Raw genomic sequence first — 16,364 nt, 5'->3', positions numbered from 1 at the left:
AGTTCGAGATTGTGTCTCAAGGAAAGTCATAGGAACAATTTTCACTCTATTCAGATTTTCCTGAAAACGCCAATATTATTAAGCATAAGTATTGGATCGAGCAAATACCGTAACTCAACCAATGAGGTCTTGGGTTTAGTTGGCGTATCCTGGAAATGGCATACTGAATCAATGTGCCAGTTAATGCTTGTGTGTGCCAGCGACATCCGGCAATTAATGCGGTGAAAGCAAATGACTAAATCTCCCAATCAAGATATTCTCTCCCCATCCCCTATCCGCAAGCGTCAGTGGTTGCTGGTGTTGAGTCGGGGTAGCATTGCCTTGGGTGGACTTTTACTGCTAGGAGTTATTGTCGGTATTTGGCGGTTGTGGACTTTTGTCCAAACAGAGTTAACACCCTTGGCACAACAAAGTCTCACTACTACACTCAACCGTCCGGTAAAACTGGGAAGAGTTAGACAATTTTCGTTGACGGGAGTGCAGTTTGGGACTTCAGCCATCCCAGCCACACCCACAGATCCAGATCGAGCCGCAGTCGAGTCAGTGGAGGTGGATTTTGACCTATTACAACTAATCTTTAACCGCCACCTAAAGCTAGATGTCACCTTAGTCAACCCAGATATTTATATTCAACAGGATGACCAAGGACGCTGGGTTTCCACTACTATAGCCTCGTCAGGTGAAGGCGGCGCTATTAAAACCGATTTGGATCACCTGCGGTTTCGCAATGCCAAGCTGGCATTGATGCCGCAGAAGAGAGTCGGGGAAGCAGGGGAGACAAAGGGAGTAACATCTCCCTCATCCCCAGTAACATTTTCTCAACTGAATGGATCTGCCCAACTTTTAGCAAACAACCAGTTGATCAGGTTTGAAGTCGGGGGTGAAGCAGACAGTGGTGGTAATATTTCCATTCAGGGAGAGACGCGTTCCAAGGTGCTGGCAGGGAACTTCCAGGTGCAGGCGCAAGATTTGCTAGCTGCGGATATTACTCGGTTGATTAAGTTACCAGTGAACTTACAAGCGGGTCGAGCCAATGGCGACTTGTTAATTCGATTGACACCAGGACAGCAGACTTTATTGTTTGGCAACGCTACTGTGCAAGGGGTAACGCTTCAAATACCCAAAGTCCCGCAACTGTTGAGCAATAGCCAAGGAAACCTCCACTTTCAAGGAACGGAGTTGCAGTTAGAGAATGTTACTAGCAACTACGGCAAAATTCCCCTAGTGGCTACGGGAATCATTGACACAAAAGCAGGCTTTAAGTTGGCAGGGCGCGTAAATGCGGTGAGTTTGGCGAATGCCCAGGAAACTCTCAAGGTAAAACTACCTGTGCCGATCGCTGGACAAGTACAAGCAGACTTACAAATTACCGGATCAACAAAAGAGCCAATTCTCTCCGGCACAGTTGCCACGATTCAAACTGCTCGGATTGATAAAGTTGATTTTAATAACATTAGTAGTAAGTTTGAGCTTGTTACTAGTTCCTCTTTAATTACCCTGAAAGATATTCAAGGTAAAGCTAAAGTCGGCGGTGAAATTACGGGCGCTGGTACAATTCAACTCGGTAAAAGCCCCCGACTGGATTTAAATTTCGCTGCCAAGAATGTTCCAGGGGATGCGATCGCAAAAGTTTACGAAACAACACCCAATTTCCAAATCGGCAATGTTTCAGCTACAGCCCAACTAACTGGCGCTACTACTAATGTCCAAACTGTGGTACAGTATCAAGCTCCTAATGGAACTTACCCCGGAACTGGCGAAGTTGCAATCGCTAGCGATCGCAGCGTCTCTTTCCGCAATGTGGCTCTGAATGTAAGTGGTGGTACAGTCCGGGCAACTGGTAGTTATGCCAATGAGCGTTGGCAAGCTGTGGCTGTTGCCTCTGGGGTAAAATTGGAACCCTTTGTAGATAAAAGTCAACTGCAAAATCTCTCTTTGGCTGGGGCACTGTTCAATGGTCGTCTCCTCCTCTCAGGCAGCACAGCACCATTTAAAATTGCCAGAATTCGCAGTGATGGTGCAGGAGTTCAAATTGGTGGTGGCACGGTTGCAGTTTCTAATATCCAACTGCAAGACCAAGACTTCTCGGCTCAACTTGTAGCTAATGGTGTGCGGTTGGGACAAATATTGAAACAGTCTCCCCCAGTTTTAAATAATCCATTGGCGGGTACGTTTCAAATTGCAGGTAACAGAGATAATTTCAGCCTGAAAACCCTCCGTGGCAGTGGTGAAGGTCGCCTTGCTATTGGCGGTGGTATAATTACAGCCTCTAATATCCAAGTGGCTAATGGTGTGTATCAGGCGCAAGTTCAGGCTAAGAATGTACCTGTGCAGCAGTTGGCAACAGTACCAAAGCAGTTCCAAGGAGCGTTAACTGGTCAAGTAAATGTGGCAGGTTCTGTTGATTCTTTTAAACTGCAAACTATTCAAGCTAACGGTCAAGCGCGGATAAATGTTGGGGATGGGACGATCGCAGCCTCTAATATCCAAGTGGCTAATGGTGTGTATCAGGCGCAAGTTCAGGCTAAGAATGTGCCTGTCCAGCAGTTAGCAGCAGTACCAAAGCAGTTCCAGGGAGCCTTAACTGGTCAAGTAAATGTGGCAGGTTCTGTTGAATCCTTCCAACCGCAAACTATCCAAGCAATGGGTCAGGCGCGGGTGGATGTTGGAGGTGGAACCATTACAGCCTCTAATATCCAAGTAGCTAATGGTGTATACCAGGCGCAAGTTCAAGCAAATAATCTACCGTTGCAGCAGTTGGTAGCAGTACCAAAGCAATTCCGAGGGACGTTAACTGGTCAAGCAAACGTGGCGGGTTCTGTTGAATCCTTTCAACCGCAAACAATTCAAGCCAGTGGTCAGGGACGGGTGGATGTTGCAGGTGGAACGATCGCAGCCTCTAATATCCAATTGGCTAATGGTCGCTATCAAGCTGTAGTGAACGCTTCTGGTGTGGAATTAAATCGGTTAAATCAGCAATTGCGAGGTCAGTTTGGCGGTCAGTTGCAATTAGCCGGCACGCTAGGATCGTCCAAATTAGCTGATGTACGTGCTGCTGGACAGGTGCAATTATCCCAAGGTATCCCTGGTCTTGAGCAACCCTTGAGCGCTGCGATCGCTTGGAGTGGTGAAAGGCTGACCATTGAGCGAGCAATTGCTCCCGGTTTAAGTGTTACTGGTAACATCTTAGCCAATGCGAAAAAAGCAGGTATACCGGAAATTACTGCCCTAAATCTCAACGTCCAGGCGCAGAATTACAACTTAAAACAGTTACCGATCAATCTTCCTAATCAGGTTGCTGTGGCGGGGAGAGTAGATTTTAATGGTCAAATAACTGGTAAGCTGCCGTTACCGAATGTAGTAGGACAAATCAACTTACGAGACTTGGTTGTTCAAGATATTGCTTTTGAGCCGTTGTTAACTGGAAACATCGATTCAGTACAGGGACGTGGGTTGAATTTGAACTTGGCGGGTAATAGCGATCGCCTGGACTTCAATTTAGATGCCAATAATCGCCCGAAATCCTTCTTAGTAAAATGGCAGCAAGCATCAGCAACAGGTAATGTTCAAGGGAATGATTGGGCGCTGAAAGTTGCAAATTTCCCCTTACAAATATTGAATTTGACTCCGCCACCAATTACTCGATTGGGTACTGGTAAGATAGCTGGGTTGTTAACTGGGGATTTACTGTTTAATCAGCAGACATTAGCAGCAACGGGGAATTTAGCGATCGCTAATCCCCAAATTGGCCGAATTAAAGGCGATCGAATAGCTGCTCAATTCCGCTACGGTGACGATAAAGCCACACTCACTAGTAGCGAATTTGTCAAAGGAAAAAGTAGCTACGCCCTTGTCGGTACTTTTGCTCAAAGCCCTAAAGGCCCTCAACTACAAGGTAAACTGAACGTCAATCAGGGTGAGATCCAAGATGTTCTAGCTGTAGCAAAAATATTTGATTTACAAAATTTGCCAGGTGGTTCAGCAGAAATCTACGGCACAGCCGCGGATCTGACTACCAACCCCCAAGGAACGCCAAGCGAACCCTTATTAACCCAAATCCAACGGTTTTCTGAAATTGAAGTATTGGTGGCAGAACAGGAAGAACAGCGACTTAATTCCACTCCAATACCAGATTTGGCAGACTTAAAGGGGACTTTCAATGGGGAAGTGGCTGTAAATACAGCTACAGCCAATGGATTATCAGTCGATTTTAATTTGAATGGACAAAACTTTGCCTGGGGTAAAAAGGAAGAACGAAATCGTTTTTATACTGCCGAAAAAGTGATTGCCGAAGGCAACTTTGAAAACGGTGTTTTGAGTTTGCGACCTTTACGAATCGAGTCTCAAAACAGGCTGATTGCCTTCACGGGTAACGTTGGCGGTGATGAACAATCTGGCCAGCTGCGGGTGAATAATTTTCCGGTACAACTACTGAATAATGTTGTCAAACTGCCAATTGGAATAACAGGTAATCTTAACGCTACAGCAGCTTTAGCAGGGAGTATTGCTAATCCTCAAGCGAGAGGGGAATTGCAAATCACAGAAGGAATACTAAATCAGAGCAAAATAGAGTCAGCAATAGCAAGTTTCAGCTATGCCAATGGACGCTTAAACTTTGGTAGTACTGTAGCAGTTGCTGGCCCAAAACCTGTTGATATTACTGGCAGTATCCCTTATAAATTGCCTTTTGCTTCCGTGGCACCAGACAGCGATCAAATCAGTTTGGATATGAAGTTAGAAAACGAAGGATTGGCACTGTTAAATGCATTGACTAATCAAGTGGTATTTGAGAAAGGTGAAGGAGAAGTAGACCTCAAGGTGGGGGGAACATTGCAAAAACCCGAAGTAAATGGAATTGCTACTATTAATAATGCTACTTTTTCAGCCCAAGCTTTGCCAGGTAAACTGAGACGCGTCACAGGTAGAGTGCTGTTTAATTTTGACAGCATCTTAGTCGAAAATCTTCAAGGTAGATTTAGCCGTGGGAAGGTAGAAGCTGCTGGAGAAATTCCCATCTTCAACAATAAAAACGTAACTATCAAAAATCCCCTGACTGTTAATCTCGATCAGCTAGCGTTGAATCTTAAGGGACTTTATCAGGGAGGCGCTAGTGGCAATTTGCAGATTACTGGTTCTGCCCTTAACCCCATAATTGGCGGTAGAGTAAATTTATTTGATGGTAAGGTATTGCTGGCAGAATCTACCGACGCCACGACATCTGCAAATGGTAGTATTGGCGTATCACCCACAAAAGCCAATAAGCAGAGTAAATCTGAAATTGGAAATGGCACGGGAAATACGAACGCCAGATTTAATAATTTAGATTTGGAACTAGGTAAAAACGTCCAAATTACCCGTGCCCCTATTCTCAACTTCCGCGCCAGTGGTAATCTCATAGTTAACGGCTTTATCAATCAGCCTATACCCAATGGCACTATCCAGTTAGAAAAAGGGGGAGTAAATTTATTTACTACCCAATTTAACCTTGTTCGTGGCTATAAACACACCGCAACTTTTAGTCCTTCTCAACCCCGCGACCCTAACTTAGATATTCGGCTATTTGCCAAAGTACTGGATGTAACTCAAAGTAATGACTTCAGCCGGGTAAATTCTACAGGTTTATCAGCGTTAGAGAGTGTTCGAGTCGAAGCCACTATCAACGGTTTAGCTAGCAAACTGAATGAAAATTTAGAATTAACAAGTAGTCCATCACGTAGTCAAACCGAAATTGTTGCTCTTTTAGGAGGTGGATTTGTAGACACCCAAGGACGTGCAGACAGTACTTTGGGTCTGATTAACATCGCCGGATCGGCTGTATTCAATAATTTTCAGTCAGCTTTTAACCAGATTGGGAGTACCTTTGGCTTAAGTGAACTGCGGATATTTCCTACCGTTATTTCTGAGAATCCCGAAGCAGGAAGAAGCAATTCAACTTTGGAATTAGCAGCGGAGGCTGGGGTTGATATTTCTTCTAAAATATCGGTTTCCAGTATCAAAATCTTGACAACAAATGACCCCTTCCAATGGGGTGTTAATTACCGGATAAACAACGAATTTCGTGTGCGTGCTTCCACTAATTTAACCGATGACAGTCGTGCAGTAGTAGAGTATCAAAAGCGGTTTTAGATAAAAAAGAATTGAGGGATGCTGATAATTTATTTGAGAGGATGTCTGAGAAGTATCAGATATTTGCTGATCCCCCTTAAAAAAGGGGGATAAGAGTCTCAAAGTCCCCCGATCAATTGGGGGATTTCGGGGGATCTTTAAGCATTCGCTGTATAGAAAAAACTTTTCAGACATCCTCTGAGAATAACCCATAAAAAAGCATCATAAAATTTCTTATCTTTAAGGTAATTACGAAATACAACGGTTGCGGAATATGACTGCGAAGCCTATGCTGGAAAACTTACGCAGTTAGGATTTTGGACAAATGAAACGTTATTTGAAACTTACCTTTGATAATGGCCAAACAGCATTAGCTACTCGAGTTGAGCAGCAAGGGGAATTGCCAAATGCTTTTGAGGAAATAGGGCTTGGCGGTTCGCGTCCTGTTTTAGTAATAGTGGGGGGTGCAAGTAATATTAGTGAAGCTGACTTTCTCCGAATTCAACGGTTGTTTGTGGAAGTTTTAGCCCCCATCGCCGAAACTTTAGGGGCTTATGTCGTGGATGGAGGTACGGATGCAGGAATAATGCGAATGATGGGTGCGGCTCGTACCCAGATAGGTGCTAAGTTTGCTTTGGTTGGTGTGACACCCGAAAGCAAAGTGGCTTTACCTAATCATTCGGAAACTGGTGCTGATTTAATACCCTTAGAGCCAAACCATACTCATTTCGTGCTAGTTCCTGGTAATGATTGGGGCGACGAGTCTCCTTGGATATCTTGCGTTGCGACTATGCTGGCCAATGATGCACCTTCGGTGACAGTACTTTTGAACGGTGGTGAAATTACCTTTAAGGATGCGTTTTGTAGTGTTGATAGTGGAAGATTAGTTATTGTGATCGCTGGTAGTGGTAGAACCGCAGATATCCTTGCAGATGCCTTGCGTGGAAAGGCTACCGATGAACGGGCCAAAAAGCTAGCTAAATCTGGTACATTACAATACATCGATTTAATCGACATAGACAAGGGAGTTGAGGATTTAGGCAAAGTAATTAAGGTTTTACTATCTAATTAGGAGTAAATAATGGCAAAAAAAGATAGTTATCAAGAATTTTTAAAGGAAGATTTTAACAATTTATTTGTAGGTATAAACTTAGGCGATGTGCAAAAACATTTTTTGCGATCGCGCTGGTTAGACCAAGTACTCTGGATGGAAGCTAAGGCAAATTCATCACGCGATCGCCATTATTTTTTACGGCTCACAACTATTGTTGGTGGTGTAATTCTGCCGGCATTGGTAAGTCTAAACATTAACGCTACTTTCAAACCTAACAATAGGGATATCATTATGTGGTCAACTTTTGGTTTGAGCCAAATAGTTGCTATTAGTGCTGCCATTGAAGAGTTTTTTCACTATGGAGAACGCTGGCGACACTATCGCCGAACAGTCGAATCTTTGAAAACCCAAGGGTGGCAATTCTCACAGTTGACAGGCGCTTATCGTAGTTATACAAGCCACGAACAGGCATTTAATCTGTTTGCAAGTCATGTAGAAGATATTATTCAGCGAGATGTGGAAATATATGCCACTCAAGTTGTACAAGAAAAGAAAGAAGAAAGACAGAATCAGGAAGACCATATCCTTCTGCAAAATACAAAGATAACTAATTTAGAAGACAAGAAACAGGAAGAATAAAATCGACTAAATCAACTCTTCCTCATTAGATATAGCGTATCTTAATCTTAATGGCAGGTTTGGTTGTCTATACTTATTTGCCCCAAAAACCATCACTTGATATTTATCCAAAAGAGCTACCTGCTCTACCTCCTGCCGTTTTTTGAGTTCATCGAACTCACGTTAAATTAATCCTCTAAAATCTGGATTTCATCAAGTTGATTTATCACCACATCCGCACCTCGGACATTATCTGACTTACCTACCCAAGTGATACCAATACAACCTGCGGCTTTAGCATTACGCGCCATTTGCATATCACCAACTGAATCACCCACCATCAATGTAGCACTCGGTTCAACTCCCAAAGCTTGGCAAGCTTGCAAAAATAACAATGGATCTGGTTTACTCGGCCCTTCATCTACTCCCATTTCCAACTGAATATAATCACTTAACTGGTGATTAGCTACAAAATTACGTACTTCTTCAGTTGTCGCAGCTGAGAGGATGCCAAGTTTCAAATTCCCTCCCCTTAGATATTTCAACAAGTCTAAGCTACCCACAAACAGCGGTGAAGGAGTTTGTCCAATGTATTTTTCCGCTTCATCCAAAGCTTGACGGGCTATTTTTAAGCACTCAAACCATCCTTTGCCAGTTTCGGCAATATATGCCGCAGCCGCAACTTCTGTTTCACGGCGGCTTGCTACTGATATTAAACCTGCGGGATCTAGAAGATTGCCATTGATGCCAAATGCCATTAATAGGGGTTCCCCAGTTCCAGGGATTTGAGCATCTATTAACCTTGCTGCTTTTTGTGAGAGCGATCGCAAATACGTTTCTGAATCTTCTAGAGTACCGTTTTTGTCAAACAAAATTGCCTGGATATTATCAAAAGTGATATTTCTACATTTAATGGTTGCCATAATATTTAACTTTTAACTACTTTTTACCCATTCTCCACATAAAAAAAGAGGGAAAAACCCTCTTTATAAAATGATTTGATACTCTTACTTAAAGACAAGTAAAACTATAAAAAATCTATTATTCTTCAATACCTGCTGGAATTCCCTCTTCAGTTTCTGTCGCTACTGGAATTTCTTCTTCAATTTCCGCAACTACTGGAATTTCTTCTTCAAGTTCTGCTGCTGGTGGAATTTCTTCGTCTGCTACAACTTCCGCAACTACTGGAATTTCTTCTTCAAGTTCCGCTGCTGGTGGAATTTCTTCTTCAAGTTCCGCTGCTGGTGGAATTTCTTCTTCAAGTTCTGCTGCTGGTGGAATTTCTTCTTCAAGTTCCGCTGCTGGTGGAATTTCTTCGTCTGCTACAACTTCCGCAGGTGCAGCCGGCGCAGCAGCAGCACCTTGCTGCTTGGCTAATAGCTGTTCACGATACTTAGCAGCCATTTCTTCCGCCTTATCGTAAACCAAATCCCGGTTTTTAATCATATCACCGGGTTCGGGTTCTAGCTGCTTGGTAGATAGGGAAATCCGACCCCTTTCTGCATCCAAGTCAATGATCATAACTTTCACTTCATCATTGACATTGAACACGCTATGAGGTGTATCAATATGTTCGTGAGAAATCTCAGAAATATGCAGTAGACCACTGACGCCGCCAATGTCGATGAAAGCACCGTAGGGCTTGATCCCACGAACAGTACCAATTACTACTTCGCCGACTTCTAGGCGGTTCATCTTGCGCTCAACCAGCGCCCGACGGTGAGATAGAACTAGGCGATTACGTTCTTCGTCTACCTCTAGGAATTTCAATGGTAGATCCTCGCCTACCAATTCTTCTTTAGGTTTGCGGGTACTGATGTGGGAACCTGGGATAAAGCCACGTAATCCCTCAATCCGTACCAATGCTCCACCGCGATTGGTTGCAAACACGCCAGAACGTACAGTTGCATCTTCTGCTTGTAGCTGTCGCACGCGCTCCCAAGCCCGCATATATTCAATACGGCGAATTGAAAGGGTTAATTGACCATCTTCGTTTTCATCGGTAAGGATGAAAAACTCCCGTGTTTCGTTTGACTGTAATACTTCTTCCGGGCTATCCACCCGGTTAATAGACATTTCTTGTATAGGTATATATGCTGCGGTTTTAGCACCAATGTCAATCAGAGCGCCGCGCGGCTCTATACTGAAAACTGTTCCTGGGACAACATCACCAGGGCTAAAATGATAATCGTATTTGTCAAGTAGAGCAGCGAAATCTTCGTGAGTGAATCCAATTTCTGTAGCGGTTAAATTCTGATTGACCATGCTGATTTGTTCCTGGTTCTAGTCTCCGTAAAGGTGGTGCGACAAGCGCGATGCGTTATGTAAGCAGTTCTATGGCAGCCTACACAAAACATCCTTTTTCATCCTAGCGCAGAAAAGCTAGCATTAACACATATCTACTCCCAAGATTGGAAATTATATCACAATATAAAAATGATTTGTCATTTACTTAGTAGTGAAAACCAACAAAGGACGAACACAATAATATCCGTTGCCACCATGCTTAGTAGCAACGGATATTAAGATTAAATCCACTTAAAAGTCTGGGAATAGGCTCTACTTATCTTTTGGTTTCTCAAAGCGAGGGGGTTCGCGAAATGCGATCGCGAAGAAGAGAGTACCTATACACAGAGTAAAAATCAAGATGTACGCAACGCTTTCCATATTACGATTTCCTGCCTATCAAGCCAGTAATTAAAGTTTTGAATGCTGACTCAGCTGAGTACTGAGTCAGAGCCTTAACTCGGAACTCAGCACTCAGAACTCAGCACTGAAATTAGAGGGCTTCCTTCCGGCGGGTTGACTTATCACCCACTTTCTGGAATAGACCCCACTCAACTTGCTCTTCTAGATCCGCATCAACACCAGCAAATACGTCTCGGTAGATTGTCCGAGCGCCATGCCAGAGATGACCAAAGAAGAACAGCAGAGCAAATACGGCGTGTCCAAAGGTAAACCAACCTCTAGGACTGGTGCGGAATACACCATCAGAGTTCAAGGTTTCCCGGTCAAATTCAAAGATTTCACCGCCTTGAGCTTTCCGGGCATACTTCTTCACATCAGCTGGTTCTGTAAAGGTTTTACCATTCAGATTGCCACCGTAGAAACTAACGGTGACACCAGATTGCTCGAAGCTATACTTAGATTCTGCCCGACGGAAGGGAATGTCAGCGCGGACAACTCCATCTGCATCAGTCAAAATCACTGGGAAGGTTTCAAAGAAGTTGGGGAGACGACGCACGGTCAATTCCCGTCCTTCAGAATCTTTGAATACGGCGTGACCTTGCCAAGATTGGGCAATGCCATCACCCTTCACCATCGGCCCTGTACGGAATAGACCGCCTTTAGCGGGGCTATTACCGACGTAATCGTAGAAAGCCAGCTTTTCGGGAATTTGCGACCAAGCTTCCGTTAGGTTTGCGCCTTGAGCAACGCTAGTTTGAACGCGACGATCAATTTCCTGACGGAAGTAGCTTTGATCCCATTGATAGCGGGTAGGGCCAAACAATTCAATGGGTGTGGCGGCATTACCGTACCACATAGTACCAGCAACAACGAAAGCAGCAAAGAAGACTGCTGCAATACTGCTAGAAAGTACTGTTTCAATGTTCCCCATCCGTAGGGCTTTGTAGAGCCGTTCGGGGGGTCTGACTGTCAGGTGGAATAAGCCTGCAATAATACCAACAACACCAGCAGCAATGTGGTGAGCCGCAATGCCACCAGGGTTATATGGGTTAAAACCATCTGGTCCCCATTCTGGTGCTACTGACTGCGCGGCACCAGTTATACCATAGGCGTCAGAAACCCATATCCCCGGCCCAAATAGTCCGGTGACGTGAAAAGCACCAAATCCAAAACAAAGTAGACCAGATAAGAACAGGTGAATGCCAAACATCTTTGGCAAGTCTAGGGCGGGTTCACCAGTGCGGGGATCTCTAAAGAGTTCCAAATCCCAGTAAACCCAGTGCCATACGGCGGCTAGGAACAGCAGACCGGAAAGAACAATGTGAGCGGCAGCAACGCCTTCAAATGACCAGAAGCCAGGATCAATGGATGGGCCACCAGTAACGTTCCAACCACCCCAAGATTGGGTAACGCCCAAACGTGACATGAAGGGCAGAACGAACATTCCTTGACGCCACATCGGGTTGAGAACCGGATCGCTAGGGTCAAAAACAGCCAGTTCGTAGAGTGCCATCGAACCAGCCCAGCCTGCTACTAAGGCTGTGTGCATTAAGTGTACAGAAATTAGCCGCCCTGGATCATTCAGAACGACTGTATGTACTCGGTACCAGGGTAGTCCCATTGACTACGCTCCTCCTCGATGAGTTAGTTTACAAAGCAATTTTCTTACTGAGGTTATGAGAGACGAAAATCGCCACTCATAAAACTCTCTCTTGTTTTTTGTTATTGCCAGAGCCAGAGTTTTACCACAGGTTAGTCTTAATAAGTCAGACAGTGTGGGTGCTTTGGCAATGCTTACTCGCTTCGGGAGGTTTACCTATGTTAGGGTAGCCATCGCCAAGCAAAAATGAGAATGTTTTAAAAAGTGTAACTATTGATGGAATTGTTTGCAAGCGTGTAAATTGATGCGATCGCGTAGCATGTCCAAGTTTTTTCGCTACCAATAACCATCACAGATTAAATTTGCTTATCTTTTCTTTACTTGGGGAGTGGGGAATGGGGACAAGGAGGACAAGGGAGACAAGGGGGAATTATTGAATCAATCCCTCCCTTGTCTTCCCCCTGTTCCTTGTCTCCCTTGTCTTTTCCCCATGCCCAATATCTACTGAACTACCAACTCAATATTTTGCAGATGACACTTCGTCTCAGCTGTACCCAGGCGTTCGATTACCTGTTCGGCACTCATTAGACGCTTGAGTACTACTTGACCTATGGTCTTACTAGCAATTACTGGTGTTATTGGCTTCACTTCCACGGTTAAAATGGCTTCTTCAACTCGATAAAGCCATAGCAGTTCATTTTCTTCAACTAAACAAATATTCATTCGCTGAATATCTGGTTGGCGTCGCCATGCAGTTATTTGCCAGAGTCCATCAGATGCCCAGACTCTAGCAACTGCCCATCCGTCAGATAGAAAGAAATACTTCACGGTCTTAGTCTCACTATTAGACTTTCAATCTGTTGTTAACGATATCGCGATCGCTTGATTTCGCTGATGTCCAAACACTCTTCTTTTTTACAATCCAGTCGATTTTGACGAGAAACTGCTCTATGGGTGTCTGTTCCCAAGCAGCAACAGGTAAAATCTCAACTTAGACTACTTGGGCTAAGGTCAAAGCTTAACAGACCTATTTTCCTAGTAACTATGAATTTACGACAAATTTAGCCAATGTTGAAAATCTTAATTAAATAAAAATTTTTCAGTACTTAACAAACGTCAAACTGTGTATTTTTGTCAATGATTTTTTGTCACAAAATAGTTCCGCAGCTACGCCCGTCGTAGACATCGCGCATTAGCAATAAACTTAACTATGAAGTCGAGTATCCGCCACAAAGTTTTGATTTAGACGGCTACCGAGTCATGATTTAGAATAAGTTTTCTTTCATTTGGCTGTACAAGTTCTGTTTTTTATACGTATATACTGAGCCGTGAGCATTGCCAATTAAAGCGCGTGTTCCATCGAAAGGAGAACCGAGAACCGCTATAATTGTGAAGATTCAGCACAAGAGTCACAAATGTAGTAAAATTGCTGACCGCTGATATCAAATATATTACTGTTATGACCTGGTTTTCCTTGTCCGTGAAACGGTGGGGTCGGATTACACAATTCCTATCTTTGTTCTGTCTATGTTTATTTTTGGTTGTTAGTTGCGCTCCTCGTCCTAACTCTTCTACGCCGCCATCTGGTTCTGTAAATACCCCTACAGGTGATGGTCGGATTACTATCGGTACAACAGCAAAGCCAAGAACACTTGATCCGGCTGATGCTTATGAGTTAGCATCTTTAGGTTTGGTGTTTAATATGAGCGATCGCCTCTACAACTACGAAGCAGGAAGCACCGAAATTAAGCCCCAGCTAGCTACAGCATTACCCAAAGTCAGTCAAGATGGCTTAACTTATACCATCCCCTTACGTCAGAGAGTAGTTTTTCACGATGGAACTCCCTTTAACGCTCAAGCAATGGCCTTTACCATCCAGCGTTTTATTGAAAATAAAGGAAAACCCTCATTCTTACTAACTGATATAGTAGATTCGATAAAACCTACAAGCGAGTATGAGTTAACCATCAAGCTGAAAAAGCCCTTTGCAGCGTTTCCTTCACTGCTAGCATTTCCTGGGATATGTGCAGTTTCACCCAAAGCTTACGAACTCGGTGCTGGTAAATTCAAGCCGAATATTTTTGTGGGGACTGGCCCTTACAAATTAGGACAGTATGGTACTGATTCTATCCGATTTGATGTGTTTGATCAGTATTGGGGAGAAAAACCAGCTAACAAGGGTGTTAACCTCCAAATTCAAACTAGTCCGGTTAATTTGTTTAATGCTTTCCGTACAGGTGCAGTGGATGTAGCTTATCTCTCGCTACAGCCAGATCAAAATCGCAGCTTGGAAGAAGGTGGTAAAAAAGGGGATTGGCAAGCGATCGCTGCTAACGGTAGTGTAGTAAGTTATCTGGTATTAAACCGAAATCAAAAGCCTTTAGATAAATTAGAGGTAAGACAAGCGATCGCATCCATAATTGACCGTCCACTTTTAAACGAGCGAGTCTTACTTGGTCAAGCAGATCCGCTATATAGCATGATTCCCACAACGTTTAAAGTTTCTGTGCCATTATTCAAAGAGAAATATGGCGATGCTAACTTTGATCAAGCTAAAAAATTGTTAACTACTGCTGGCTTCTCCAAAGAAAATCCTGCAAAAGTACAACTTTGGTATCCTTCTAGTTCGCCTACTCGGAGTTTGGCAGCACAGACACTCAAATCCCTTGTCGATGTCAAAATGGATGGAATACTGCAATTTGAAGTCACCCCCGCCGAAGGGCCAGCCTTCTTTAAAGACATTGCTAAGGGTTTGTATCCAGCAGCTTTACTTGATTGGTATCCAGACTTTTTAGATCCAGATAATTACGTCCAGCCGTTTTTGTCTTGTGACAAAGGTTCAGTTGCTAAAGGATGCGAAGATGGAGGTAGTCAAACTCAGGGTTCGTTCTACTATAGCGAAGCCATAAATAAACTGATCGATCAGCAACGCAAAGAACAAAACCCCGAAGCGCGTCAGAAAATTTTTACAGAAATTCAAACGCAAGTAACTACTGATGTACCTTACGTTCCCTTATGGCAAAACAAAGACTATGTATTTGCCCAAAAAGGTGTTAGTAGCGTACAACTTAACCCTACCCAAATTCTGGTCTACCAGACAATTAAAAAGTAGTCATTGGTCATTAGTCATTAGTCATTAGTCATTAGTAATAACTGTTGACTATTGACTTTTGACTATTCGATAAAAAATTTCTTGTTCAATATCTATCTATTTGATAGCTAAAATAGTTCTCAAAAGTGCTTTGTGAATTTTAAAATTTAAATTACTTATGTCTCGCTCTAAAGCTTTACAATATTACATTGTTTCTCGGTTGCTTCTCGCACCACTTCAGCTATTAACTATCATCACCATTGTATTTCTTTTACTAAGAGCAACACCAGGAGATCCAGCAGATGCAATTCTCGGTGGACGTGCGCCAGAAGCAGCTAAAGAAGAATTGCGAAAACAACTCGGTTTAAATCTTCCCCTGTGGCTACAGTATCTCAATTATTTGGGAAGCATACTACGCTTTGACTTGGGAACATCTTTAATGAGTCGGGGGCAGAATGTTTGGGACATAATTGGGCAATATTTCCCGGCGACGGTGGAGTTAGCAGTATGTAGTATGGCGGTTGCACTCATCGTCGGAATCGCGGTTGGGACTCTTTCGGCTTCTCGTCCTGGAACATATTTTGATGTCGGTGGGCGCTTATTTGGTATCATTACCTACGCACTTCCCATGTTTTGGGCGGGAATGCTTTTGCAGTTGATTTTCTCAGTCCAATTGGGTTGGTTTCCTAATTCCAACCGCTTTCCGCCTAATCTGCCGGCTCCGACTACTGTCACTGGATTGTATACAATTGATAGTCTACTCGGTGGAAACTTCACTCAGTTTTTCACATCTTTGCATCATCTTGCCCTACCGAGTCTCACACTAGGAATTTTGCTCAGTGGGATTTTTGAACGAATTGTGCGAGTGAATTTAAAGCAAACCTTGCAAGCCGATTATGTAGAAGCCGCTAGAGCCAGAGGTATTGGTGAAAATAAGATTTTAGCCTCCCACGCTTTAAAAAATGCTTTAATTCCAGTGATTACAGTCTTAGGATTAACCTTTGCATCTCTGTTGGGTGGGGCGATTTTGACAGAGGTAACATTTTCTTGGCCTGGGTTAGCCAATCGATTGTATCAAGCGATCGCCGATCGCGATTATCCCACAGTTCAGGGAGTGCTAGTCTTTTTTGGTGCGATCGTTGTGAGTGCCAGCATTTTGATTGATATTTTAAATGCTTATGTAGATCCGCGAATTCGGTATTAAGCTG

The 16,364-nt window shown here is 43.6% G+C and carries 10 protein-coding genes and 1 pseudogene; 6 read left to right on the top strand and 5 right to left on the bottom strand.

The window, feature by feature from the left end; genetic code table 11:
• Nucleotides 1–231: 231 nt before the first annotated feature.
• The 4 genes and pseudogenes from V7K62_RS01555 to V7K62_RS31440 all read left to right on the top strand — a co-directional run.
• Nucleotides 232–6,126 (top strand): translocation/assembly module TamB domain-containing protein, encoded by a 5,895-nt coding sequence (locus tag V7K62_RS01555; protein ID WP_334860998.1) that lies wholly within the window; start codon nt 232–234, stop codon nt 6,124–6,126.
• A 304-nt stretch (nt 6,127–6,430) separates the two neighbouring features.
• The gene (locus V7K62_RS01550; RefSeq protein WP_334860996.1) at nt 6,431–7,177 is read left to right on the top strand and encodes a hypothetical protein; all 747 of its coding nucleotides are present in this window, start codon (nt 6,431–6,433) and stop codon (nt 7,175–7,177) included.
• 9 nt (nt 7,178–7,186) lie between these two features.
• Nucleotides 7,187–7,798: a DUF4231 domain-containing protein gene (locus V7K62_RS01545; RefSeq protein ID WP_334860994.1), complete on the top strand. Its 612-nt coding sequence runs from the start codon at nt 7,187–7,189 to the stop codon at nt 7,796–7,798.
• A 47-nt stretch (nt 7,799–7,845) separates the two neighbouring features.
• Nucleotides 7,846–7,944 (top strand): annotated as a pseudogene (locus V7K62_RS31440) (IS982 family transposase); the annotation flags it as partial.
• 21 nt (nt 7,945–7,965) lie between these two features.
• On the opposite strand, the gene V7K62_RS01540 reads toward V7K62_RS31440, so the two are convergent.
• From V7K62_RS01540 to V7K62_RS01520, 5 genes are all read right to left on the bottom strand, one after another.
• Nucleotides 7,966–8,700 (bottom strand): HAD family hydrolase, encoded by a 735-nt coding sequence (locus V7K62_RS01540; RefSeq protein ID WP_334860992.1) that lies wholly within the window; start codon nt 8,698–8,700, stop codon nt 7,966–7,968.
• A gap of 118 nt (nt 8,701–8,818) precedes the next feature.
• A complete protein-coding gene (locus tag V7K62_RS01535) occupies nt 8,819–10,042 on the bottom strand; it encodes a 30S ribosomal protein S1 (protein WP_334860990.1) in 1,224 nt (407 codons plus the stop codon).
• A gap of 294 nt (nt 10,043–10,336) precedes the next feature.
• On the bottom strand, nt 10,337–10,444 hold the full coding sequence (locus V7K62_RS01530; RefSeq protein ID WP_084227385.1) for a photosystem II reaction center protein T: 108 nt from the start codon (nt 10,442–10,444) through the stop codon (nt 10,337–10,339).
• 112 nt (nt 10,445–10,556) lie between these two features.
• Nucleotides 10,557–12,086 (bottom strand): photosystem II chlorophyll-binding protein CP47, encoded by a 1,530-nt coding sequence (gene psbB, locus V7K62_RS01525; RefSeq protein ID WP_334860988.1) that lies wholly within the window; start codon nt 12,084–12,086, stop codon nt 10,557–10,559.
• Nucleotides 12,087–12,566: 480 nt separating this feature from the next.
• Nucleotides 12,567–12,893 carry a hypothetical protein gene (locus tag V7K62_RS01520; RefSeq protein ID WP_334860986.1) on the bottom strand — a complete coding sequence of 109 codons (327 nt, stop codon included), beginning with the start codon at nt 12,891–12,893 and terminating at the stop codon, nt 12,567–12,569.
• Between the two features lie 631 nt (nt 12,894–13,524).
• Between V7K62_RS01520 and V7K62_RS01515 the strand changes: the two genes are divergently transcribed.
• On the top strand, nt 13,525–15,177 hold the full coding sequence (locus V7K62_RS01515) for an ABC transporter substrate-binding protein (RefSeq protein ID WP_334860984.1): 1,653 nt from the start codon (nt 13,525–13,527) through the stop codon (nt 15,175–15,177).
• A gap of 157 nt (nt 15,178–15,334) precedes the next feature.
• A complete protein-coding gene (locus V7K62_RS01510) occupies nt 15,335–16,360 on the top strand; it encodes an ABC transporter permease (RefSeq protein ID WP_118169532.1) in 1,026 nt (341 codons plus the stop codon).
• Nucleotides 16,361–16,364 lie beyond the last annotated feature (4 nt).

Origin of the sequence: Nostoc sp. (genome assembly GCF_036917935.1) — a bacterium.
Taxonomy (GTDB): Bacteria; Cyanobacteriota; Cyanobacteriia; order Cyanobacteriales; family Nostocaceae; genus Nostoc.
The sequence above is the reverse complement of the archived record's forward strand: the minus strand, read 5'-3'. Positions and strand labels throughout refer to the sequence as shown.

Bases quoted from the DNA above. Each gene is read 5' to 3' on its own strand.
- V7K62_RS01515 (WP_334860984.1), top strand. From the start codon at position 13,525: ATGACCTGGTTTTCCTTGTCCGTGAAACGGTGGGGTCGGATTACACAA.
- psbB (WP_334860988.1), bottom strand. From the start codon at position 12,086: ATGGGACTACCCTGGTACCGAGTACATACAGTCGTTCTGAATGATCCA.
- V7K62_RS01535 (WP_334860990.1), bottom strand. From the start codon at position 10,042: ATGGTCAATCAGAATTTAACCGCTACAGAAATTGGATTCACTCACGAA.
- V7K62_RS01530 (WP_084227385.1), bottom strand. From the start codon at position 10,444: ATGGAAAGCGTTGCGTACATCTTGATTTTTACTCTGTGTATAGGTACT.
- V7K62_RS01545 (WP_334860994.1), top strand. From the start codon at position 7,187: ATGGCAAAAAAAGATAGTTATCAAGAATTTTTAAAGGAAGATTTTAAC.
- V7K62_RS01555 (WP_334860998.1), top strand. From the start codon at position 232: ATGACTAAATCTCCCAATCAAGATATTCTCTCCCCATCCCCTATCCGC.
- V7K62_RS01550 (WP_334860996.1), top strand. From the start codon at position 6,431: ATGAAACGTTATTTGAAACTTACCTTTGATAATGGCCAAACAGCATTA.
- V7K62_RS01540 (WP_334860992.1), bottom strand. From the start codon at position 8,700: ATGGCAACCATTAAATGTAGAAATATCACTTTTGATAATATCCAGGCA.
- V7K62_RS01510 (WP_118169532.1), top strand. From the start codon at position 15,335: ATGTCTCGCTCTAAAGCTTTACAATATTACATTGTTTCTCGGTTGCTT.